Below are 22,634 nucleotides of genomic sequence, written 5' to 3'. Positions count from 1 at the left end.
AGCTGTCGGCATGTCGGGGTCCCGACGCGCCGAGGGACCACAGTTTCAATTGAAACTGTAAATCCCAGGCACGAGGGACCACAGTTTCAATTGAAACTGTGGTCCGGTTCCCAGCGGAGGGCGAACCAGAGTTCCATGCGGGTTTCCGGGTCGGCGAGGTCTGCGCCGAGGGCTCGTTCGGCCTGGCTGATGCGGTGTCGGACGCTGTTTCGGTGGACTCCGAGCGCGGTTGCCGTGCGTTCCCAGCTGCCGTGGTTCGCCAGCCAGACGCGCAGGGTGTCCCGGAGGCCTCCGGGTTGCCGGTCCGGGTCCAGGGCGCGCAGGGGAGCGAGGACTTCGGTTGCGAATGCGCTGGCCGCGTCCGACGGGACCACTGTGGACAGTCTGAGGTCGGAGTCGGCGACCACTGGGCGGCCGAGGGATTTGGCTCGGTCCAGCAGGTTCTCGACTTCGCGCACCGCGCTGGGCAGGGAGTCGGCTCGGTGCGGCCGGCTGACCACCGGCAGCCAGCCCTGATCGCGCATGCCGGACAGCAGCCCCGGGTCGGGCGCGGAGTTGACGATCGCGGTGAAGCCGCCGTCGATGAGCTGGATCAACGGGGTGCGCAGGTGGGTGCTCAGCCAGTCGTGATCAGCGGCGTCGTCCGCCGCTCGTCGGCGCACCGCAGTACCCGCGACCACCCGGTAGTCATCACCAGGAAGAAGCTGGGGCAGCACGTCTTCGGGAGGGCCGTTGTGCAGCAAAAGCGCAGTGGTGGCCGCGCCCAACGGGGCGTCCTTCGCTCGACCGGCCAACCCCAGCAGCCCGGCGCCGACCGCGACGATCGCCCGCTCGGTGGCGTCGAAGCGACGTCGGCGGCCGAGGACGAGCAGGTGCGAAGCCGTCGCCTGCGGCGAAACGGGTTGTGCCAGCAGTGAAGTCCCGTCGGGGAGCTCGGTCGTGGCGCTGCGGATCCCGCGTCCCGCGCGCAGTTTCGCCAGCAGCTCAGATACCTCGGCAGGCCACTGCGCGGGCGCGCCGTGCTCGGCCACGGCCTCGTCGTGCTGCCCGGCCAGCGCCGCCCACGCGCCCAACTGCTGCGCGAGCTCCCGCACCAGCGGTCGCAAGCCCTCGACCGCCGCCTTGATCAGCGCTTCCCGCGCCACTGCCACCCGCCGCTGATCGCGCTGCGCGGCCTCCGCCAACGCCACCGCGACCGCCCGGTTGATCGCCAGGAACGGTGTCCGGGGCGGAACCACCAGCAGCGGAAGGCCGTGCCGCACGCACGCCTCGCGCAGGGCATCCGGGACCGCTTCGTGCATCGGAGGCGTCACGCCGAAGCCGAGAGCCGTGATCCCGGCGTCCAGCAGTCCGAGGACGTAGTGCTCGACGTCTTCCGGCGCCGTGGCGAAGTCAACGCCCGCGGTGAGCAGCAGTTCGTCGCCCAGCAGGTACGGGCCGGGATCGCGGAGCTCGCTGACGTGCGCCCAGCGCACCGGGCGGTCCAGCGCGCCGGGGCGGAGGCTGTCGGCCACGACGTCCAGGGCCAGCCCGGCGTCCTCGACGACCGCTCGCAATGGGATGGAGAAAGTCATAACGACCACAGTGTACTTCGAATTGGGATGAATCATCCCATGTCGCCCCGGGTCGGCGCGGGCCTACGGTTTCCGGAAACAGCGGTGGCCCAGCTCACCGCCGTTCGGGGACGCACTGGCGCGAACCTCGATGACCTGCACGTTCTGCACGAGGAGGCCGCCGTGGTCGGTGACTACGCGGTTATCGCGATCTACATAGCCGGGATGATCGGCATCGGCTGGGTCGGCATGCGGCTGGCCCGCACCAAGAGCGACTACCTGGTCGCCGGGCGGCGGCTCGGCTGGTTCATGTACTCCGGGACGATGTCGGCGATCGTGCTCGGCGGTGCGTCCACCATCGGCGGCATCGGGCTCGGCTACACGCACGGCATCTCGGGCGCCTGGCTAGTGCTGACCATCGGGCTGGGCATCCTCGCGCTGCACGCGTTCTTCGCGCGGCGCCTGGTGAAGCTGCGGGTCTACACCGTCTCGGAGATGCTCGACCTGCGTTACGGCGGCTCGTCGACGGTGATCGCCGGCGTGGTGATGTGGGGCTACACGCTGATGCTCACGGTCACCTCGACGCTGTCGTTCGCCACCGTCTTCCACGTGCTGTTCGGCGTTTCCAGCGCGATCGGCATCGCGATCGGCGGTTCGATCGTGGTGCTGTACTCGGTGCTCGGCGGCATGTGGTCGATCACGCTGACCGACATCGCGCAGTTCGTCATCAAGACCATCGGCATCCTGCTGATCCTGCTGCCGATGGCGCTGTTCGCGGTGGGCGGTTTCGACGGCATGGCGCAGCGGGTGCCGCCGGACTTCTTCGACCTGACCAGCATCGGCGGCGCCACGATCGTCACCTACGTGCTGACCTACGGCTTCGGCCTGCTCATCGGCCAGGACATCTGGCAGCGGGTGTTCACCGCGCGCACCCCGCGGGTGGCGACCGGCGGCGGCCTGATCTCCGGCGTGTACTGCCTGGTCTACGGCTTCGCGGGCGCGCTGATCGGCATGGCGGCCAAGGTTCTGTACCCGGACCTCGGCAGCGCCGACGACGCGTTCGCCACCATCGTGTCCAACCTGCTGCCGACCGGTGTCCGCGGCCTGGTGCTGGCCGCCGCGCTGTCCGCACTGATGTCGACCTCCAGCGGCGCGCTCATCGCCTGCTCGACCGTGACCACCACGGACATCCTGGGCAAGCTGCGCGGCAAATCGGGTGAGGCGGACATCAAGACCAACCGGATCACCACCCTCGTGCTCGGACTGCTGGCGATCGTCGTCGCGATGGTCGTCGACGACGTCGTCTCCGCGCTTACCGTCGCCTACAACATCCTGGTCGGCGGGCTGCTGGTGGCGATCCTCGGTGGCCTGGTGTGGAAGCGCGGCACCCGGGCCGGGGCGCTGACCTCGATGGTGGTCGGATCGGTCGTGGTGATCATCTCGATGGCGGTTCATGGCCTGCTCGCCAACGAGCCGATCTACTACGGTCTCGGCGCGAGCCTGGTCTGCTACGTGGCGGTCAGCCTGCTCACGCCGCGCACCGATCCGGCCGTGCTGGAAGCGTGGAACAACCGCGTCAGCGGCGAGGAAGTTGAACCCGCTGGTCAGCCGTCGTGAGTGGTTAAGGGGGCTGGAGCACCCCTAGCCACTCACGAGACCTGACCAGGCAAAAACCGGCCCGGCCGGGAGAGGACGAGATGACCGACAACAGGATCGGTGGCGACCTGGTGGTCGAGACGCTGCGCGCGCTCGGCGCCGAGACCGTGTTCGGCCTGCCCGGGCAGCACGCGCTGGGACTGTTCGACGCGCTGCGCCGAGCCCCTGACCTGCGGCTGATCAGCTCCCGGGTGGAGAACAACCTGGCCTTCGCCGCTGACGGTCACGCCCGCGCCCGGCTGGCCGCCGATCCCGCGGGCCCGGTGCCGGTCACGCCGATGATCGTCTCGACCGGTCCGGGGGCGCTGCTGACGCTGGCGTCGCTGCAGGAGTCGCGGGCCGCGTCGGTGCCGGTGCTGGGCATCTCCAGCCAGATCCCGGCGGCCGGGCTCGGCGGCGGGAGGCACGGCTACCTGCACGAACTTCCCGATCAGCAGGCCAGTTTCCGCGACGTGGTCAAGTCGGTGCACGTGGCGCGCACGGCCAGCCAAATCCCCGGCGCGCTGCGCGAGGCCTGGGAGACGGCTGCGACCGCGCCGTACGGCCCGGTGTGGGTGGAGATCCCGCAGGACGTCCTGCTCGCCCCGGCCGGACTGCCGCCGATCACCTCCGCCACCGCACGACCGGCGCCGCTGGAACCGCTGCCGGAGCTGATCGACGAGGCCGCGCGGCTGCTCGCCGGTGCCGAGAACCCGATGATCCTGGCTGGCGGCGGCGCGGCGCGCGCTGGTGCCGGGGCGGAGCTGCTGGAACTGGCCGAGGCGCTGCGCGCGCCGGTGCTGAGCACGTTCGGCGCCAAGGGCGTTTTCCCGTGGGAGCACCCGTTGTCCGGGCAGTCGTGGCTGGAGGACTGGCACAGCACGGAGTTCCTCGCCGACGCGGACGTGCTGCTGGTCGTCGGCTCCGGACTCGGCGAGCTGACCAGCAACTACCGCCGGTTCGCGCCGCGCGGTCGGCTCGTTCAGATCGAGGCCGACGCGGGCAAGCTCGAATCGAACTACCCGGCGCTGGGCGTGCACGCCGACGCCAAGCTCGCCCTGTCCGCGCTGGTGGACCGGATCCCGCGCCGCGAATCCGATGGTCGCGCTGAGAAGGCGGTCGCTGACCTGCTGGAACGGGTGCGCGCCCGGCTGGCGGCGCAGGACCTGGAGCTGGAGCAGCGGATCCTCGGCGAGGTCCGCGCGGCGCTGCCCGAGGGCACGCCGAGCTTCTGGGACATGACGATGCTCGGCTACTGGGCCTGGTCGGCCTGGAACGCCGACGGCGCGCCGATGCACACGGCACAGGGAGCCGGCGGTCTCGGCTTCGGCCTGCCCGGAGCGCTCGGCGCGGCGGCGACCGGTCGTCCGGCGCTGGCGGTGTCCGGCGACGGGGGAGCGATGTACGGCATCGCGGAGCTCGCCACGGCGGTCCAGCACCGGCTCGACGTGACGTGGCTGATCGTCGACGACGGCGGTTACGGCATCCTCCGCGAATACCTCACCGACACCTTCGGCGAATCGACCGCCACCGAGCTGGCCAGGCCGAACTTCACCACCCTGGCCTCGGCCTTCGGCGTCCCCGCAGTGCAAACGACCCCGGACCGCCTCCGCCACGATCTCACCGACGCCCTGAACACCCCCGGCCCGAGCGTCGTGGTCCTCCCACAACGCCTCGGCCTCTTCGCCCCCACCCACCTCGACCAGGACTGACTGCCTAGTACAGCCCAGCGAGCATGTCGGCCCCGTTCGAGGACGGTCGTCACCGGCTCTCTTGGTCCAGCACTCGCCCGAGGAAGCCGCGCAGGTAACCCGCGACGACGTCCAAGTGGCTCTCCAGCAGGAAGTGGCCGCCGTTGATCAGGTGAACCTCCGCGTCCTCGGCATCGCGGGCGAAGGCCTGCGCGCCGGCCGGGCCGAAGATCTCATCGTTGCGGCCCCACACGGCGAGCACCGGGACCTCGCTGGTGCGCAGGAATTCGTGCAGCAGCGGGTAGAGCGGGCGGTTGTTCTGGTAGTCGCGGAACAGCGCCAGCTGGACTTCGTCGTTGCCCTCGCGGGAGACGAGGGCGAAGTCGTGCTCCCAGGTGTCCGGGCTGATCAGGCTCGGGTCGGGCACGCCGTGCAGGTACTGCCAGCGGATGGCGTCGAGGCTCAGCGCGGCGCGGACGGCGGGTTCGGTGTCGGGGCCGGGGTTCGCCCCGTAGGCCCAGACGTCGGTCCAGAACGACTCGACGAAACCGTCCTCGTAGCCGTTGCCGTTCTGGGTGACGAGGGCGGAGATCCGTTCGGGGTGCACGAGCGCGAGGCGCCATCCGATGGGGGCGCCGTAGTCCTGGACGTAGAGGGCGTAGCGGTCCAGGCCCAGTTGGTCGAGCAGCCCGGAGGTGAGTTCGGCGAGGGCGTCGAAGGTGTAGGTGAACTCCTCCGCGCTGGGCGCGGCGGAGTGGCCGAAGCCGAGGTGGTCCGGCGCGATGACGTGGTAATCGTCGGCCAGCAGCGGGATGAGTTCGCGGAACATGAACGAGCTGGTCGGGTATCCGTGCAGCAGGACGATCGCGGGAGCGTCGGCGGGGCCGGCTTCGCGGTAGAAGATCTCATGGCCGTTGACCGTGGTAGTCCGGTGGCGCACCGAGTTCATATCTAACCCCTTTGACTCTTTGATGTGGTTAGTTGCTAGCCATGGAAGCACGGACGGGCTAACCTGTCAAATGATTCGATATGGTTAGGTGGTTCGATGGGCGCGCTGCTGGACCTGCTCAACAGCAGGCCGCTGGTCAACGGCGAGGAACAGGACGCGCTCGGCGACCCGGCCGAAGGCAGGCGCTGGGCGCGGGAGCGCGGCGGCGAAGGCAGCCTCGCGGAATTGGCGCTGCTGCGCGAGGCGCGGGACGTCCTGCGGGACGTAGTGCGCGGAGAAAGCTCGCCCGCCGCGTTGAACCCGCTGCTCGAAGGGGTCCACCAGATCCCGGAGATCGCTGCGGATGGGCTCCGGTGGACGGTCAAGACACCTCCGCACGCCCGGCTGGCCGTCGAGGTGGTTCTCGCCTGGGCTGCCACCGAGGAGCAACTACCCGGCCGGCTGCGCCCCTGCGCCAACGACGAGTGCCAGCTGTTCCTGCTCGACCGCAGCCGTGCCAACCGCGCCCGCTGGTGCTCGATGGCTGTCTGCGGCAACCGCGAAAAAGCACGCCGCCACTACAAGCGCACCCACTGATCCATCCCGCGCTGCTCGCATGGCTCAGTCCTGGTCGGCGAGCTGGGGTCGTCCGGAGCAGCGCGGTTCCGCGAGCGGCGGGGTGAGCTGTGCGAGCCGGAGTGCTGCGCCCGGCCCCGACCGACGTGGGTTCGGCCACCCCGGGTCGATTCCGTCGGAGTTGAGCAGGGACGATGGGAGGACGATGAAGCTCACCGACCACCTCCCCGCGACCGACACGCCCGACCCCGACGAACTGCTCGAGGCGTTCGTCTCCTGGACCACCGATCAGGGCATCGAGCTCTATCCGGCGCAGGAAGAGGCGCTGATGGAGGTGGTGACCGGGGCGAACGTCATCCTGAGCACCCCGACCGGCTCCGGCAAGAGCCTGGTGGCCACCGGCGCGCATTTCACCGCGCTGGCCGCGGGCAAGCGCAGCTTCTACACCGCGCCGATCAAGGCCCTGGTGTCGGAGAAGTTCTTCTCCCTCGTCGACGTCTTCGGCGCGGAGAACGTCGGCATGATGACCGGCGACAGCAGCGTCAACGCCGATGCGCCGATCATCTGCTGCACCGCCGAGATCCTGGCCAACATCGCGCTGCGCGACGGCGAGCTTGCCGACGTCGACCAGGTCGTGATGGACGAGTTCCACTTCTACTCGGAACCGGACCGCGGCTGGGCCTGGCAGGTGCCGCTGCTGGAGCTGCCGCGCACCCAGTTCGTGCTGATGTCGGCCACCCTCGGCGACGTCACCTTCTTCCAGAAGGACCTCACCCGGCGCACCGGCCGCGAGACCGCGGTGGTCACCTCCGCGGAGCGGCCGATCCCGCTGACCTTCCGCTACGCGAAGACGCCGCTGCACGAGACCATCGAGGAACTGCTGGCCGGTCAGCAGGCCCCGGTCTACGTCGTGTACTTCAACCAGGCCTCCGCGCTGGAGCAGGCGCAGGCGCTGATGAGCGTCAAGGTCGCCAGCCGCGAGCAGCGCGACCAGATCGCCGAGGCGATCGGCGACTTCCGGTTCACCGCCGGGTTCGGCAAGACCCTGTCCCGGCTGGTGCGGCACGGCATCGGCGTGCACCACGCGGGCATGCTGCCGAAGTACAGGCGGCTGGTCGAACAGCTGGCGCAGGCCGGGCTGCTGAAGGTCATCTGCGGCACCGACACGCTGGGCGTGGGCATCAACGTGCCCATCCGCACCGTGCTGATCACCGGGCTGACCAAGTACGACGGCGTGCGCACCCGGCACTTGAAGGCGCGCGAGTTCCACCAGATCGCTGGGCGGGCCGGCCGCGCGGGCTACGACACCTCCGGGTACGTGGTGGTGCAGGCGCCCGAGCACGAGATCGAGAACGAGCGGGCGCTGGCCAAGGCCGGCGACGACCCGAAGAAGAAGCGCAAGGTGGTGCGCAAGAAGGCGCCCGAGGGCTTCGTGTCCTGGAGCGAGAAGACCTTCGAGAAGCTGGTAGGCGCCGAGCCGGAGCCGCTGCGTTCCAGCTTCAACGTCAACCACGCGATGCTGCTCAACGTCATCAACCGTCCGGGCGACGCGTTCGCGGCGATGCGGCACCTGCTGGAGGACAACCACGAGGACCGGCCGACGCAGCGCCGCCACATCCTGCGGGCCATCGCGATCTACCGCGCGCTGCTGGCCGCCGACATCGTCGAGAGGCTCGACGAGCCCGACGAGCAGGGCCGCCGGGTGCGGCTGACGATGGACCTGCAGTTCGACTTCGCGCTCAACCAGCCGCTCTCGCCGTTCTCGCTGGCCGCCATCGAACTGCTCGACGTCGAGTCGCCCAGCTACTCGCTGGACGTGCTGTCGGTCATCGAGTCCATTTTGGACGATCCGCGGCAGGTGTTGTCGCAGCAGCAGTTCAAGGCCCGCGGCGAGGCCGTCAACAAGATGAAGGCTGACGGCATCGAGTACGACGAGCGGATGGAACTGCTCGAGGAGATCACGCACCCGAAGCCGCTGGTCGAACTCCTCGACGCCGCCTACGAGACCTACCGCAAGGGACACCCGTGGGTCGGCGAGCACCAGCTGTCGCCGAAGTCGGTGGTGCGCGACATGTTCGAGCGCGCGATGAACTTCGTGGAGTTCGTCAACCACTACGGGCTGGCCCGCTCGGAAGGTCTGGTGCTGCGCTACCTGGCCGACGCGTACAAGACGCTGCGGCACACGGTGCCCGACGACGCCAAGACCGAGGAGCTCACCGACATCATCGAGTGGCTGGGCGAACTGGTGCGCCAGGTCGACTCGAGCCTGCTCGACGAGTGGGAGAAGCTGCGCCACCCCGGCGCCGAGCCTTCCTCGGTCGTGGCGGTGGACGAGGGTCCGGAGCGGATCACGGCCAACAAGCGGGCCTTCCGAGTCCAGGTGCGCAACGCGCTGTTCCGCCGCGTGGAGCTGGCTGCTCGCCGCCGCTACGACGAGCTCGGCGAGCTGGACGGCGACAGCGGTTGGGACGCCGACTCCTGGGCGGACGCGCTGGAGGAGTACTTCGAGCAGCACGAGGAGATCGGCGCCGGCCCGGACGCGCGCGGCCCGGCGCTGCTGATGATCACCGAGGAGTCGGACCGCTGGCTGGTCCGGCAGATCTTCGCCGACCCGGACGAGGACCACGACTGGGGCATCAGCGCGGAGGTCGACCTCGCCGCCTCAGACGAAGCCGGCACGGCCATCCTGCGCATCACTGACGTCAACCAGCTCTGACCGCCGAGGGGTTTCCAAATTTCCCTAAAATTGGGAAACCCCTCGTACCAGGCCGAACCGCGCCGGGGACTCCAAGTTTAGGGAAATTCGGGAGATCTCCGGTCGACCGGGCTTCGGCCGTTGGCGGTGGCGTGTCGGGTGGGGGCTGGCCTACCATCCGGGCGAGATCGGCCAGCCCCGTCGGGAGGAGCCCCGTGATGCCGCAGACCGTCGTTGTCGGCGTGGACGGATCGGACGAGTCGGTGCGAGCCCTGCGCTGGGCCGCCAACCAGGTCCGCGAAGTCGGCGGGATCGTGCACGCGGCCATGGTCTGGCACCAGCCGGTCCAGTTCGGCTACCGCCTGCCGACCCCGGACAGCGAGCTGGAAGACAGGGCGCGAAAGTCCCTGGACGCAGCGGTGGACAAGATCAAGGCCGAGTTCCCGGCCGTCGACCTCCGAGCCCGACTCATCCGAGGCCACGTCGTCGACGAGATGGTCGGCCTGTCGAAGCAAGCAGACCTCCTGGTCGTGGGAAACAAAGGCCACGGAGCCTTCACCGGCATGCTCGTAGGCTCAGTAGCCCTGAAACTCGTCCACCACGCAGCCTGCCCAGTCGTCGTCGTCCGCTGAGCCACTGGGTGGGGGTCAATTTCGCGAGAAATTGGCACCCCGGGTGACACCCGGCTGGGATAGGTCGTCGGGAGTTCTGCGGTGAGCTCCTCGTGCACGGGGTGGCCACCCACCGCTTTGAAACCGAAACAACCCGCTCCAGAACCGAATGCTGGCACCTCAGGCGCTCAGCGCCAGGCGCGTTCGCGGAGCAGGCGCAAGCCGTTGAGTCCGACGATGATCGTCGACCCTTCGTGTCCGGCCACGCCCAACGGCAGCGGAAGGTGGCCGACCAGATCCCACACCACGAGCACGGTGATGAACGCGCCCGCGATCACCAGGTTCTGCTGAACCAGCCGTCGAGCTCGGCGGGACAGGCCGACGACCTTCGGCACGGCCGCCAGTTCGTCGCGAACGACCACTACGTCCGCGGTCTGCAACGTCAGGTCGGAACCGGCCCGGCCCATCGCGACCCCGCAGTGCGCGGCGGCGAGCGCCGGAGCGTCGTTGACGCCGTCACCGATCACCATCGTCGGCTGCACGGATTCCCGCACCGCGGCGACCTTGTCGGCAGGTAGCAACCCGGCGCGCACGTCGGAGATACCCACCTCGCCCGCCACCTGAGCGGCGGTTCGCTTGTTGTCGCCGGTCAGCAGGACCGGTTCCGCACTGGTCAGCTCCCGCAGAGCCGACACCGCGTCGGCCGCGTCCGGGCGCAAACGGTCGGCGATCTCGATCGTTCCCACCATCACGCCGTCCACAGTGACGATCACCGCCGTGTGCCCCGAGTCCTCCAGATCAACGCCCCGAGGGCTGGTCACGGCCACCTTCTTGCCGCGGACAATCGCGGACACGCCGTGCCCGGGGGTGGCCCGGAAGTCCTCGGCCGCCGGGATCGCCAGCTGCTTCCCATGCGCTGCCGCGACGATCGCCCGCGCCAACGGATGCTCGCTCAGGTGCTCGGCACCGGCCGCCAGCATCAGGACCTCATCGACGTCATCACCATCGACGCGAACCACCTGCGGCGCGCCTTCGGTGAGCGTGCCGGTCTTGTCCAGCGCCACCCGCTCGATCTGCCCCAAGCGCTCCATCACCACCGCGGACTTGACCAGCACGCCGTGGCGTCCGGCGTTGGCGATCGCGGACAGCAGCGGCGGCATGGTCGCCAGCACGACGGCGCACGGCGAGGCGACGATCATGAACGTCATCGCGCGCAGCAGGGCGCTTTCCAGGTCGTCGCCGAGCAGCAGGGGAACCGCGAACACAGCGAGCGTGGCCAGCACGACGCCGACCGAGTAGCGCTGCTCGACCTTCTCGATGAACAGCTGCGTCGGAGCTTTGGTCTCGCTGGCTTCGGCGACCAGCGCGACGATCCGCGCGATGACCGACTCCGAAGCGTCCCGGACGACGCGCACGCGCAGCGCCCCGGTGCCGTTGAGGGTGCCCGCGAAGACTTCGTCACCGGGCTGCTTGGCCGCCGGCAGCGGCTCGCCGGTGATGGTCGCCTGGTCGACGTCGCTGCTGCCGTCGACGACCTCGCCGTCCGCGCCGATCCGCTCACCGGGGCGCACCAGGATCACATCGCCGACTTGGAGTTCCGCCGTGTTCACGGTCTCCTCGGCGCCGTCGCGAACCCGGACGGCGGTTTCCGGGGCGAGGTCGAGCAGGCTGCGCACGGAGTCCTCGGTGCGGGCGGTCGCGAAGGCCTCCAGCGCGCCGGAGGTGGCGAAGATGACGATCAGCAGCGCCCCGTCGGTGATCTGCCCGATGGCGGCGGCACCCAGCGCCGCGACGATCATCAGCAGGTCCACGTCCAGGGTCTTCTCCCGCAACGCCTGGAGCCCGGCATAGGCCGGTTCCCACCCGCCGGTGACGTAGCAGACCAGGTAGAGCGCCCAGTAAAGCCAAGCCGGGCCGCCGAGCAGTTGCACGGCCAGGCCGAGCAGGAACGCGATCAGCGCCGTAGCGGCCCAACGCGCTTCGGGCAACGCGAGCAGACCACGGCGGGTCGGTGCGGCTTCGGTTCGGGTCGGTGTTCGGTCGGTGGTTGCGGTCATCGCGCGCCCTTCCGGCGTCCGGCTTGCTGTCGAGCGAGAACCATACATGAACGTCTGATCAATCATTCATATGTCGTCCGGTCGTTAGACTGCCGGGCATGGGTCATGTGGTCAAGCGCGAGACAACGCCCGCGGCGCGGCTGGACGCCGCCTCGGCGAACTCCGTCGCGGAGACCCTGCAGGCCCTGGCCACGCCGTCCCGCCTGCTCATCCTCAGCGAGCTGCGGCAACGAGAGATGGCGGTCGGTGAGCTGGCCGAAGCGGTGGGCATGGAGCAGTCCGCGGTGTCCCACCAGCTGCGCCTGCTGCGCTCGCTGGGGCTGGTGGTCGGCAACCGCTCCGGCCGCAGCGTCGTGTACTCCCTCTACGACAACCACGTCGCCCAACTCCTCGACGAAGCCGTCTTCCACATCGAGCACCTGCGCCTGGGCATCCGCGACTGAACCCCGCGGTACCCGGCGCGCGTGTTGAAGGCGGCTGGTTCTCGAGGCAGGAGGGTTCATGGGGGCAATGATCCGCAGGGCTTCGCTGGCGATGGCTGCCGCGGTGCTCACCGCTTTTCCTTTCGCCGCAACGGTTTCGGTCGCACGCGCGGATTCCGAGGTGTGCAACAAGGAGTGCGACGCGCTCGATCCGTCGAAGGCGACCGGTGACCGCACGCCGGTCAGCACAACGTTGCACGGCCGGACCATCGGATTGCACGTCGACGACGGCAACGCGATGGGCTGGGCCACGATCGACGAGGCCAGCGCCGGGGACGAGATCTGGCTGGACCGGTCCTTCGACGGCGGGAAGACGTGGGACGGCAGGCTCGGCGCCACCAAGACGCCGGAGGGAAATCCCGGCTGGCGCAGCCAGATGTACAACGTCGACGACTGGGCGAACGGCGGGATCGGCGCGCTGCGAGCCTGCGGGCGGGCCAATGACCGGCCGGAGATCGCCTGCACCCAGTGGGCGCGTTCGGACTGGAACTCCTCCAGTCCGAGCAAGGCCGCCGCGACCGCGACGATGATGCTCTTCGACCGCGACACCGGGCTCTTCGAAGGAAACGCCTGGTGGACCGGCGCGAACGCGCTCACCGCCGTCATCGACAACATGCGGGTGACCGGCATGCGCAGCTACGAGTACGCGATCGCCGAGACCTACGACCGCAACATCAACAGCCACGACGGCAACTTCACCAACGAGTTCCTCGACGACACCGGCTGGTGGGGTCTGGCCTGGGTGGCGGCCTACGACCTCACCGGCGACAGCCGCTACCTGGAGACGGCGAAGGCCGACGCCGACCACATGAACGACCACTGGACGTCCGACTGCGGGGGCGGGGTCACGTGGAAGACCGACAACGGCTACAAGAACGCCGTCACCAACGAGCTGTTCCTGCAGCTCAACGCGGCTCTGCACAACCGCATCCCGGATGACACCGAGTACCTGGCGCGCGCCCAGCGGGAGTGGGACTGGTTCCGGGGCAGCGGGATGATCAACGAGGACAACCTCGTCAACGACGGCCTGGACGGCTGCAAGAACAACGGCCAGACGACGTGGAGCTACAACCAGGGCGTCCTGCTGGGCGGACTGGTCGAGCTGAACCGGGCGACGGGTGACGACGGCCTGCTCAAGGCGGCCCGCGAGCTCGCCGACGCCTCGACCACGGCGGAGGCCCTGCACAGGGACGGCGTGCTGACCGAACCCTGCGAGTCGGGCGACTGCGACCCGGACGGCCCGTCCTTCAAGGGTGCTTACGTCCGAGGTCTGGGCGTGCTCAACGACGCCCTGCCCGACCACCCGTACACGGGATATCTCAAGCACCAGGCCGAAGTCGCCTACGAGCACCGCAGTCCGCTGGACATGTACGGCGTGCACTGGAACGGCCCGGTCGACAAGATTTCCACCGGACGTCAGCACAGCGCGTTGGACCTGCTGAACGCGGCCCACTGACTCCCGGTCTCGCTGCCGACCGTCGGGGGCGGCAGCGAGTTCGCGGGTTCAGCTCTTGGTGATCGACTCCGCGAAGGCCAACGCCGGTTCGAGCTGGGCCACCGCGACCCGCAGGTCGTGGCCGGCGTGCGGCACGACGGCCAGGGTGGTGCGCCCACCGGCGGCCTTGACCGCGCGGTACATGTCCTGCGTCTGCTCGTGCGGGACCACGCAGTCGGAGTCGCCCGCGGCGAAGTTGATCGGCGGGATCTTGCCGGCGGTGGGCAGGTAGGTCGCGGGATCGGCCTCGTAGGACTTCTCCAGCTCGCTCTGCAGCGGACCCCGGAACCAGATCGACTCGGGCGAGTTCGCCACGTCGTGCTTCAGCACCTTGCCCTTGCAGGCCTTCGGGGTGTCCGCGTCGAACTGCGCGGCCATCTTCCCGAAGTCGTACGGGCCGTACCAGGCGACGGCCCCCTGCACGGCGCTGGACGCCCCGGGATTGCCGAGGCTGTCGTCGTCGAACTGGGTGCGTTGGTCACCGGTGACGGCGACCAGCGTGGCCATGTAGGCCCCCGAGGACGGGCCCCAGGCGATGAACCGGCCTGGATCGATGTCGTACTCGGGCGCGTGCACCCGCAGCCAGCGGATCGCGGCCTTGACGTCCTGCGCACCGGCCGGGAACGCCGCCTCGCAGCTGAGCCGGTAGTTGATGCTGGCGACCGCGTAACCCCGCGCGAGCTGTGACGACACGACGTGCAGGTTCACCGGGTGCGACTTGTCGCCCTGGATGAACCCGCCACCGTGGATCAGCACGATCAGCGGCGCGCCCTTGGGATCGGCGTGCGCCGGCAGGTAGAGGTCGAGCTTCTGCGCAGCTGAGGTGCTGGCGTACGCGAGGTCCCGATGTGCTGACTGGGGCGCCTGCACCGGTGTGGGCAGCGGCCGGTCGGGCGGCGCCAGGTCGGAGGCGGTCAGCGGATTGCAGTGCTCCGAGAAGGACGATGTCGTCGGGGAGACGACCTCAGCTTCGGGGGAGTGCGCCGCATCATCCGCGCCGTCGGCGCAGGCAGTCAGCAGCAGGACTGCGGCGAGCAGCCCCGCGCGGCGAGCGAAGCGCCTGGTCAACCCGTTTCGAACACCCACAGGATGAAGCCCCTGCCGTCCCCGGTAACACGTGCCAGTGAAAACCTAGCCACCCAACGCCCGATTCGCCCGGTACAAGCCGCCAAACGGCGGACAGCCGTGATGGAACTGACCGGGCGGCGCAGCGGGGGAGTCGCGCCGCCCGGCCGGGGAAGGCCCGGTGCCGGGTGTCGGGGAGGGATCGACCAGCACCATTCACTACCGTCCTGCGGTGGAGTTGGCGCGGCTGGAAGTGGCTCTAGAGCTTTTGGAAACCGCAGTGAACGAAGCCCGCCGCACGGTGGGGAAGGGCAGCGTGAACTAGCCGGTCCGGGCGGGGCGGATCGTGGGTGGTCTGCCCCGCCAATTTCATCGGCGGGTGGTCTCCACTTGCATGGGAGGGGCTGTGTCCTCATCCGGGAGGCCGGCCGGGGGTCTGGGGGGCGGTGAGCGCCCCAGCTCTGCGGAGATGGGAGCACGAAGACCGCGCTGGGCCTGGGGTGGCTGGTTATCCTGGCTGTATGGCTCGGCGGCTGGTCACGAACCGGTTGGTTCTGCGGACTTGGTGCATCGAGGACGCGGAAGCGGCGCTCGGCGTTTACGGCAGTGCCGAGGTGGCGCGGTGGTTGAGCCCGATCATGGAGCCTGTTCCCGATCTTGTGGCGATGCGGCTGGTGTTGCGGCAGTGGGTTGCCGAGGATGCCAGGGCGATTCCGCCGTTGGGGCGGTGGTGCATCCAGCGGCGTGAGGATGTCCGTGTGGTTGGTGGTGCGTCGTTGTTGCTGCTACCGCCGGGGAATCAGGACCTTGAAGTCGGCTGGCACCTGCACCCGGATTCCTGGGAGCACAGTTACGCGAGTGAGGCGATGTTCGTGCTGGCCCGGTGGGCGTTCCAGCACGAGGTCGATGAGCTTTTCGCCGTGGTTCAGCCGGACAACGTTCGGGCTGCGGAGACGGTGCGTGACAACGGCATGGAGTGGGCCGGGGAGACGAACAAGTATTTCGGGCAGTGCGTGGAGCTGTACCGGCTTCGGCCAGCGGATCTGGACCGTTTAGCGCCTCGTGCGAACCTGCCGCCAGGCTTTGAGACGCGGTGATGGCGGGCCGACTACCGGACCGGTGATGGCGTTTTCCCTTTTTCCTGTTGCGGGAGCGTAGGGTTGCGGGTAGCTGGTTGAGCCGGTTGCTCCCGCAATCGACAGGGCTACTTCCTCGTCGCTCACTGACACGGAGCGCGGGGGGCACTCCCTTCACAGCCCTCGCAAGCCGAATGATCATCCCGTTCGGCTGGGATTGGATCGCGTTATGCCCATCCGAACGCCCTTGCGCCCTCCGCGCCGCGCAGGATCTTGTCTCGGGATCACCGCTGAACCAGTGCTCCCCAGACCGAGGCTCTACCGCGAAATCGTCGAGGTTGAACCCGCCTTACGACTCCGGCTCACCTACCCGAGCCCTGAGGTGGTCGTCCTGACTGCGACTGGCGAAGTCGACACCGCAACGGCCCCGCGGGTCGCCGCCCTGCTGTGGCCTCGGCTGCTGACCAAGCTGTCGGCCGTTGTGCTGGATCTCAGCGGCGTGACCTTCCTGGGTGTGGCGGGACTGAAACTGATCACTGCTGCTCGCGCCTATGCCCCGTTCCGGGACGTCGAGTTCACCGTGGTCGGTGGCTCCACCGCTGTTGAGCGTGCGCTGCGTGCGGGTGGGCTGGGCAGTTCAAGGACGGCCGGCAACCCGAAAGCGCCGGCGCACCGGGCGTCCTTCCTTGTCGATGTGGCTGGGAGCTGACTTTACGATCCGGCTGATTCAGCTGAGCGCGATCACAGAGCAACCAAGTCCGCGGTGCCCTCAGTCTCCCTGCAACTTCCCCTAAAACCCTCCCCCTCCCCTGGTGTCCGTCCAATGGTGGTCGCTTGACAGTGGCCGTGATCGGCTTTGCTGTCGCGTGTCGTTTCGTCCTGGGCATTCGCGACTGACGATCGGCGCCTCGATTCCTGGAGGTGGTGGATGCTGATTTCGCGCGAAATCACCACGTTCCAGGCGCAGGGAATGCCGATATTGACCGAAATCGGCGTCTGGTCGACGAGGTGGGACCGGCTGGGCGGCGCGAGGGGGCATCGCGCCGCCCAGCCGGGAAGGCCCGGTGCCGGGTGTCGGGGAGGGGTCGGCCAGCACCGGGCCGGTCTACAAGAGCCGCAACCCAGCGAGAATCCGCTGCAGGACTTGCGGATTTCGAGCACGAAGGTCAGCTTTGAGCGGCGGCGTGGAGGTCTGAACGGCGCTCTCGGTCGGACCTCTGTTGACCTCGGCTGGTTCGCGAAGCCGGTGGCGACCTCCGCTGCTCGTCTCGGTCTCGACCCGTGTGATCAGGTATCGAACCGTCAAGGCGCCTTCGCTGCCTCCCGCGTGCTGGGGGCGATAGGTGATGCTGTGGCAGATCCACCAGATGGAGAGAGGTGACGCAACGAGCGCGGCGACGGTGCTCCAGATGCTCACGTTCACGCGTTTCCTTGGTGGGTGTGCTGCTCCGCGATGAGGATTTCGTTGCAGCTTCGGCAGCTCGGGAAGGTGCACCAGTCCATTTCGGACGGTGTGGCCATCGCGACTTCCTGTCCGCAGACGGTGGTTTCGGAGCACTGCCCTTGCCAGCGCGGCCCGCGGAAGGCATGTCTGGTCCCGCCGAACTCGCCCGAGCTGGGGACGGGCAACCAGTAGTGGCGGTTGGCGAAGTGCGTGGAAGTCATCGCATCTGCCTCGGCTTTCGGCTTGGTTCCTGGGGGAATTGCCATCTCGACCCGAGCGCTCACGTGATCGATGCGGTGTAAGTTACACGGAAATCATCATGGTGGAAGTCCACCGATTGGGTCGTGTCGCTGGTTGGCACCCGATCGATCGACGTGGAGACTGATCACGTCCACTACCGCAGGAGGTGTCATGGCCGGGATGGCCCCGACGATGGGGCGTCGCCGATTGGGCGGCGTGCTGAAGACGTTGCGCCTAGGTGCTGGCCTCAGCAACGAGCAGGCCAGACAGCGCTCGAGCATGTCGACGGCAAAGCTCTCGCGCCTCGAAACCGGCCACAACGTTGTGCACCTGAAGGACATCCGCGCCCTGCTGGACGCCTACAACGCCGACCCCAAGACTCGGGAAGAAGTTCTTCAGCTTGCCCAGATGGCTGAGAAGCGTGGTTGGTGGCAGGAGTTCGACGACGTGCTGCCCACCGACTTCGACCTGTACCTCAGCGTTGAAGAGGCAGCCGCATCGCTGATGGTCTTCCAAACGTCAGTGGTGCCTGGACTGTTGCAAACCGAGGACTACGCGCGGGCGTGGCTGCGTGCTGAAGATCCAGGTAAGCCGAACGCTGAGCTGGAACGCCTCATCGGGCTGCGGATGACACGTCGGCAAGCCGTTGCTGAGAAGGACGAGCCGCTCATGGTCTGGGCAGTGCTGGATGAGGCCGTGATTCGCAGACGCGTGGGCGGATCGGAAGTCATGCGCGAACAGCTCGAGCACCTCTTGTCCTTGTGCGAGCGGCCCAACGTGACGATTCAGGTGCTGCCGTTCTCGGTAGGTGCACATGTCGCGGCCAGTGGATCGTTCACGCTGGTCGAGTTCGCCGAGGCCACAGACCCTGAGATCGGCTACGTGGACTGCGCGGCAGGTAACGTCTACCCCGAGAAGCCGGGGCAGGTTCGCAGGATGAAGACCAGCTTCCATCATCTGACCAGCTCCGCGCTCGAACCGACGAAGTCGTTGTCGTTCATACGCAAGGTGCAGAAGGAGCTGACGTGAACCACGTTGACCGGGCATCCGACTTAGCAGTCCAGTGGCGCAAGAGCAGCCGCAGTGCTCAAGGCTCTGAGTGCGTCGAGGTCGGTGGTACCGCTGAATTCACTGCGGTCCGCGACTCGAAGGCCCCGGCGGGGCCCGCGCTGCTGGTGACTCCGAGCGTCTTCGGGAGCTTCGTCAGCTCGGTGAAGTCGGGGCGCTTCGACCTGAGTTGAGGCGCACCCCTGATCTAGTGAAGGGCACCGTTGACCGGCATAGTCGGTCGAAGGTGCCCTTCACCGGGGGAAATTCAGTTAGCTGAGGCCGGTGATCTGGCCGTGTTCGTCGATGTCGATGGATTCTGCTGCTGGGTGGGAGCCGAGGCCTGGCATGGTTCGCATTTCGCCGCAGATCGGGTAGATGAAGCCTGCGCCGACCGAGGCTCGGACTTCGCGGACTGGGAGGGTCCAGCCTGTTGGGGCTCCGAGCAACGTCGGGTCCGAGCTCAGCGACAGGTGGGTTTTTGCAATGCAGACCGGGAGGTTTCCGTAGCCGTTGGCCTCGTAGCCGTCCAGGGAGCGGGCTGCTGCTGGGAGGTAGGAGACCGCTGCTGCTCCGTAGACCTTCGTCGCGATCGTTTCGATCTTGGCGCGCAGGTCCGCCGAATCCGGGTAGAGCAGTTGGAAACTGTTCGGCTCTTCGGCGGCTGCTACGACTGCTTCGGCCAGTTCCACCCCGCCTTTGCCTCCTTCGAGGAAGTGGTTGCTGACTGCTACTCGGGCTCCTTCGGCTTCGGCGATCTCGCGGATCGCTTCGTGCTCGCTGCGGTAGTCGGTGGGGAAGGCGTTGATCGCCACCACCGGGGACACGCCGTGCAGGCGGATGTTGTCGATCTGCTTGCGCAGGTTCGCCGCTCCGGCTCGCACGTCGTCCGGGTTCTCCGCCAGCATCGCCGCGGGTAGCGGCTTGCCCGCGACCACCTTGTACCGCCCGGAGTGCGCCTTCAGCGCGCGCACCGTCGCCACCAGTACCGCTGCGTCGGGGCGCAGGCCCGAGGTTCGGCACTTGATGTTGAAGAAGCGCTCGGCTCCCATGTCCGCGCCGAAGCCCGCTTCGGTCACCACGTAGTCCGCGCAGCGGCTGGCGATCCGGTCGGCCACCACCGAGGAGTTGCCGTGCGCGATGTTGCCGAACGGGCCCGCGTGCACCAGGACCGGCGTGTTCTCGGTGGTCTGCATGAGGTTCGGCTTGATCGCCTCGCGCATGATCACCGCCATCGCACCGCCCGCGTGCAGCTGTTCGGCGCTGACCGGCTCGCCGTCGCTGGTGTAGCCGACCACGATCCGGCCCAGCCGCTGCCGCATGTCCTGCAAGGACGTCGACAGCGCCAGCACCGCCATGACCTCGCTGGCCGCGGTGATGTCGAAACCGGTCTGCCGGGGCGTTCCGTCGACTCTGCCGCCCAGACCGGTGACGATGTTGCGCAGGTCCCGGTCGTTGACGTCCAGCACCCGACGCCAGGTGATCCGGTGCGGGTCGATGCCGAGCGAATTCCCCTTGTGCAGGTGGTTGTCCAGCATCGCGGCCAGCATGTTGTGCGCCGAGGTGACGGCGTGCATGTCGCCGGTGAGGTGCAGGTTCAGCGCCTCCATCGGCACCACCTGGCTGTAGCCGCCGCCGGCAGCGCCGCCCTTGATGCCGAACGTCGGGCCCATCGACGGCTGCCGGATCGCGACCGCGGAGCGCTTGCCGAGCTGCCGCAGCGCTTGGCCGAGACCGACCGTCGTGGTCGTCTTGCCCTCGCCCAGCGGGGTGGGCGTGATCGCCGAGACCACGACGTAGCGGGCCGTCGGCTCTTCCGGGAGCTCCTCGAGCGCCTCCAGGGAGATCTTCGCGACGCTGCGTCCGTACGGTTCGAGCAGGTGCGTGCCGATGCCCAGCTGCGCTGCCACGTCCTCCATCGGCTTGAGGGCGGTGGCGCGGGAGATGTCCAGGTCGGAGGGGATGTTCATGCCGGTACCTCTCTCAATCTGGCGACCAGGTCGTGGCGCCACTGCAGCGTCTTCGCGATCTCGTTGAAGGTGAAGAAGTGCCAGCCGGCGATGCCGTAGGAGGGGTCGACGAGGTGGGGGGAGAGCTCGTCGAACAACTCCTCCGGCGTGTACCGGGTCAGCAGCTTCGACACCATGCCGTGCTGCTTGCGCAGGAACCGCATCGACTCGCCCAGCCCGATCTTCAGCGAGATCCGCAGCAACCGGTGCGCGTCCACCACGCCGGGCACCCCGATGTGGATCGGCAGCGACACCCCGCGGGCACGCACCGCCTTCACCCAGGACGCCACGGTGTGCGGGTCGTAGCAGATCTGCGAGACGACGTAGTCGGCGTAGCGGGACTTCTCGCTCATGGCCCGGACGGTCGAGGCGTCGCAGATGAACGCGTGCCGCTCCGGGTAGCCGGTGATGCCCACCCGCGCCGGACGCCGTCCGAGCTCGTCCATCGCGCGCAGCATCGCCAGGGAGTCCGGGAACTCCCCGCGCGGTTCGGGGGAATCCCCGGCGACCGCGAACACCTCGGTGATGCCGAGCGCGTCGATGCGGTCCAGCAGGGCGGTCAGGTGCGCGCGGTCGCCGATCATCCTGGCCGCCAGGTGCGGCACCACGCGCAGGTCGCGTTCGCGCAGCTGTGCGGCCAGGTCCAGGGTCGCCTCGATGCTCTTGGCCGGCGATGCCGTGACCGTCACGGTCGTCCCGCCCGGCAGCATTTCTGCTTGCACGACAGCATCTTTCAGCGGAAGCACCTCGAACCGGGCGTTGTTCAAGGACTGCTCCAGAACTTCGGCGTTGGTCGTCATCACAACCTCCCTACGCCGTGCGGACCAGGGCCTTGGGGATGTCCTTGGTCGGGTCCAGGAACGGCTTCTCCACGACGACCGCCTCCTGCGGTCCGTGCTGTGTGTGCACCACGAGCTCGGTGCCCAGCTCCTCGTAGGCGATCGGCACCATGGCGTAGCCGATGTTGCGCTCCAGGCGCGGCGAGTAGCAGGCCGAGGTGATCTCGCCGATGCGCAGGCCGTGCGGGTCGTGCACGTCGAAGACATCGACCATCTCGCCGTCGTTGAACGAACCCACGCTCGGCCCGCCGATCTCCACCCCGACCAGCTTGCGGCTGATCCCCTCGGACTTGATCCGCTGCAGCGCGGCCTTGCCGATGAAGTCCGCCTCCTGGTCGAGGTCGACCATCCAGGTCTTCTCGAAGCCGTACCCCACCTCGAACGGGTTGGTGTCGTAGGTGATGTCGCAGCCCCACGACAGGATTCCGGCCTCGATGCGCCGGATGTGGCACGGCCCGATCACCCGCATGCCGTGCGGTTCACCGGCCTCCCAGATGGCGTCCCACAGCTGCACGCCGTCGCGGCTGGCGTTGTGCAGGTAGATCTCGTAGCCCAGCTCGGCGGTGTAGCCGGTGCGCGAGACCACCACCTGCATGCCGTTCAGCTCGCGTTCCACCGCGTAGTAGTAGGGCACGCCCAGGATGGACTCGCCGAACAGGTCCACCATCACGTCCTGCGACTTCGGGCCCTGGACCTGCACCGGACCCACGTCGGGCTCGCGGATCCGCACGTCCATCCCGAGGTTGTGCGCCAGGCCCTTGGCCCACAGCAGCACGTCGCTGTCGGCCAGCGACAGCCAGAAGTGGTTCTCGCCGAGCCGCAGCAGCACCGGGTCGTTGATGATGCCGCCGTCCTCGGCGGTGACGAACACGTACTTGCACTGCCCGACCTTGCACTTGGTCAGGTCCCGGGGAACCAGCATGTTGGTGAACTCGAACGCGTCGGGGCCGGTGATCTCCACCTGCCGCTCGACGCCGACGTCCCACAACGTCACGCCCTCCAGCAGCGCCCAGTACTCGCCGATCGGATCGCCGTAGTGGCGCGGGTGGTAGGTGTGGTTGTAGACGCTGTACAGGCCGACGCCGTGCCGCCGCGAGGCGTAGAAGAACGGCGACTTGCGGATCCGCGGGTAGAGCAGGACTCCGGGGTTCGGGTTGACGCTCATGGCTGGCTCCTCGAGGTCTCCTGTGG

20 protein-coding genes are annotated in these 22,634 nt (G+C 68.2%); 11 read left to right on the top strand and 9 right to left on the bottom strand.

What is annotated here, in order from left to right; genetic code table 11:
* Positions 1 to 86 precede the first annotated feature (86 nt).
* Positions 87 to 1,574, bottom strand: a complete 1,488-nt coding sequence (locus ACWCO2_RS18160) for a PucR family transcriptional regulator (protein ID WP_450128887.1) — start codon at positions 1,572 to 1,574, stop codon at positions 87 to 89.
* A 162-nt stretch (positions 1,575 to 1,736) separates the two neighbouring features.
* On the opposite strand from ACWCO2_RS18160, the gene ACWCO2_RS18155 reads away from it, so the two are divergent.
* Entirely contained in the window at positions 1,737 to 3,170 is a 1,434-nt protein-coding gene (locus ACWCO2_RS18155) for a sodium:solute symporter (RefSeq protein ID WP_450128968.1), read from the top strand.
* A gap of 80 nt (positions 3,171 to 3,250) precedes the next feature.
* Entirely contained in the window at positions 3,251 to 4,900 is a 1,650-nt protein-coding gene (locus tag ACWCO2_RS18150) for a thiamine pyrophosphate-binding protein (protein ID WP_450128886.1), read from the top strand.
* Between the two features lie 49 nt (positions 4,901 to 4,949).
* Here the strand turns inward: ACWCO2_RS18150 and ACWCO2_RS18145 are convergent, their stop codons facing one another.
* Positions 4,950 to 5,828: an alpha/beta fold hydrolase gene (locus ACWCO2_RS18145; protein ID WP_450128885.1), complete on the bottom strand. Its 879-nt coding sequence runs from the start codon at positions 5,826 to 5,828 to the stop codon at positions 4,950 to 4,952.
* 96 nt (positions 5,829 to 5,924) lie between these two features.
* On the opposite strand from ACWCO2_RS18145, the gene ACWCO2_RS18140 reads away from it, so the two are divergent.
* On the top strand, positions 5,925 to 6,404 hold the full coding sequence (locus ACWCO2_RS18140; RefSeq protein ID WP_450128884.1) for a CGNR zinc finger domain-containing protein: 480 nt from the start codon (positions 5,925 to 5,927) through the stop codon (positions 6,402 to 6,404).
* 24 nt (positions 6,405 to 6,428) lie between these two features.
* On the opposite strand, the gene ACWCO2_RS18135 is transcribed toward ACWCO2_RS18140, so the two are convergent.
* Positions 6,429 to 6,599, bottom strand: coding sequence for a hypothetical protein (locus tag ACWCO2_RS18135; RefSeq protein ID WP_450128883.1), 171 nt, complete (start codon positions 6,597 to 6,599; stop codon positions 6,429 to 6,431).
* Here ACWCO2_RS18135 and ACWCO2_RS18130 point away from each other — a divergent pair.
* Both ACWCO2_RS18130 and ACWCO2_RS18125 read left to right on the top strand, forming a co-directional pair.
* Positions 6,589 to 9,099, top strand: a complete 2,511-nt coding sequence (locus ACWCO2_RS18130; RefSeq protein ID WP_450128882.1) for a DEAD/DEAH box helicase — start codon at positions 6,589 to 6,591, stop codon at positions 9,097 to 9,099. The genes ACWCO2_RS18135 and ACWCO2_RS18130 overlap by 11 nt on opposite strands.
* A gap of 197 nt (positions 9,100 to 9,296) precedes the next feature.
* Positions 9,297 to 9,710 (top strand): universal stress protein, encoded by a 414-nt coding sequence (locus tag ACWCO2_RS18125; protein ID WP_450128881.1) that lies wholly within the window; start codon positions 9,297 to 9,299, stop codon positions 9,708 to 9,710.
* Between the two features lie 167 nt (positions 9,711 to 9,877).
* On the opposite strand, the gene ACWCO2_RS18120 is transcribed toward ACWCO2_RS18125, so the two are convergent.
* Positions 9,878 to 11,746 carry a heavy metal translocating P-type ATPase gene (locus ACWCO2_RS18120; protein ID WP_450128880.1) on the bottom strand — a complete coding sequence of 623 codons (1,869 nt, stop codon included), beginning with the start codon at positions 11,744 to 11,746 and terminating at the stop codon, positions 9,878 to 9,880.
* Between the two features lie 98 nt (positions 11,747 to 11,844).
* Between ACWCO2_RS18120 and ACWCO2_RS18115 the strand changes: the two genes are divergently transcribed.
* Both ACWCO2_RS18115 and ACWCO2_RS18110 read left to right on the top strand, forming a co-directional pair.
* The gene (locus ACWCO2_RS18115; RefSeq protein WP_450128879.1) at positions 11,845 to 12,189 is read left to right on the top strand and encodes an ArsR/SmtB family transcription factor; all 345 of its coding nucleotides are present in this window, start codon (positions 11,845 to 11,847) and stop codon (positions 12,187 to 12,189) included.
* A gap of 58 nt (positions 12,190 to 12,247) precedes the next feature.
* On the top strand, positions 12,248 to 13,684 hold the full coding sequence (locus ACWCO2_RS18110; RefSeq protein ID WP_450128878.1) for a glycoside hydrolase family 76 protein: 1,437 nt from the start codon (positions 12,248 to 12,250) through the stop codon (positions 13,682 to 13,684).
* 48 nt (positions 13,685 to 13,732) lie between these two features.
* Here the strand turns inward: ACWCO2_RS18110 and ACWCO2_RS18105 are convergent, their stop codons facing one another.
* Positions 13,733 to 14,791, bottom strand: a complete 1,059-nt coding sequence (locus tag ACWCO2_RS18105) for an alpha/beta fold hydrolase (protein ID WP_450128877.1) — start codon at positions 14,789 to 14,791, stop codon at positions 13,733 to 13,735.
* Between the two features lie 518 nt (positions 14,792 to 15,309).
* Here ACWCO2_RS18105 and ACWCO2_RS18100 point away from each other — a divergent pair.
* Together ACWCO2_RS18100 and ACWCO2_RS18095 are read left to right on the top strand one after the other, a co-directional pair.
* Positions 15,310 to 15,885 (top strand): GNAT family N-acetyltransferase, encoded by a 576-nt coding sequence (locus tag ACWCO2_RS18100; RefSeq protein WP_450128876.1) that lies wholly within the window; start codon positions 15,310 to 15,312, stop codon positions 15,883 to 15,885.
* Positions 15,886 to 16,162: 277 nt separating this feature from the next.
* Positions 16,163 to 16,573 carry an STAS domain-containing protein gene (locus ACWCO2_RS18095; RefSeq protein WP_450128875.1) on the top strand — a complete coding sequence of 137 codons (411 nt, stop codon included), beginning with the start codon at positions 16,163 to 16,165 and terminating at the stop codon, positions 16,571 to 16,573.
* A 710-nt stretch (positions 16,574 to 17,283) separates the two neighbouring features.
* Here the strand turns inward: ACWCO2_RS18095 and ACWCO2_RS18090 are convergent.
* The gene (locus ACWCO2_RS18090; RefSeq protein ID WP_450128874.1) at positions 17,284 to 17,529 is read right to left on the bottom strand and encodes a hypothetical protein; all 246 of its coding nucleotides are present in this window, start codon (positions 17,527 to 17,529) and stop codon (positions 17,284 to 17,286) included.
* Between the two features lie 190 nt (positions 17,530 to 17,719).
* Between ACWCO2_RS18090 and ACWCO2_RS18085 the strand changes: the two genes are divergently transcribed.
* Both ACWCO2_RS18085 and ACWCO2_RS18080 read left to right on the top strand, forming a co-directional pair.
* Positions 17,720 to 18,577, top strand: coding sequence for a helix-turn-helix domain-containing protein (locus tag ACWCO2_RS18085; protein WP_450128873.1), 858 nt, complete (start codon positions 17,720 to 17,722; stop codon positions 18,575 to 18,577).
* Complete coding sequence (locus ACWCO2_RS18080; RefSeq protein WP_450128872.1) at positions 18,574 to 18,789, top strand: DUF397 domain-containing protein; 216 nt, start codon at positions 18,574 to 18,576, stop codon at positions 18,787 to 18,789. Before ACWCO2_RS18085 ends, ACWCO2_RS18080 begins: the two co-directional genes overlap by 4 nt.
* A gap of 78 nt (positions 18,790 to 18,867) precedes the next feature.
* Here ACWCO2_RS18080 and ACWCO2_RS18075 read toward each other — a convergent pair whose 3' ends face one another.
* The 3 genes from ACWCO2_RS18075 to ACWCO2_RS18065 are packed head-to-tail and all read right to left on the bottom strand — an operon-like array spanning position 18,868 to position 22,608.
* Positions 18,868 to 20,565 carry a formate--tetrahydrofolate ligase gene (locus ACWCO2_RS18075; RefSeq protein WP_450128871.1) on the bottom strand — a complete coding sequence of 566 codons (1,698 nt, stop codon included), beginning with the start codon at positions 20,563 to 20,565 and terminating at the stop codon, positions 18,868 to 18,870.
* The gene (locus ACWCO2_RS18070) at positions 20,562 to 21,404 is read right to left on the bottom strand and encodes a methylenetetrahydrofolate reductase (RefSeq protein ID WP_450128870.1); all 843 of its coding nucleotides are present in this window, start codon (positions 21,402 to 21,404) and stop codon (positions 20,562 to 20,564) included. The genes ACWCO2_RS18075 and ACWCO2_RS18070 overlap by 4 nt, the downstream gene beginning before the upstream one ends.
* A 10-nt stretch (positions 21,405 to 21,414) precedes the next feature.
* A complete protein-coding gene (locus ACWCO2_RS18065; RefSeq protein ID WP_450128869.1) occupies positions 21,415 to 22,608 on the bottom strand; it encodes a glycine cleavage T C-terminal barrel domain-containing protein in 1,194 nt (397 codons plus the stop codon).
* Positions 22,609 to 22,634 lie beyond the last annotated feature (26 nt).

The sequence above is a fragment of the Saccharopolyspora sp. NPDC002376 genome (assembly GCF_053593195.1).
The sequence above is the reverse complement of the archived record's forward strand: the minus strand, read 5'-3'. Positions and strand labels throughout refer to the sequence as shown.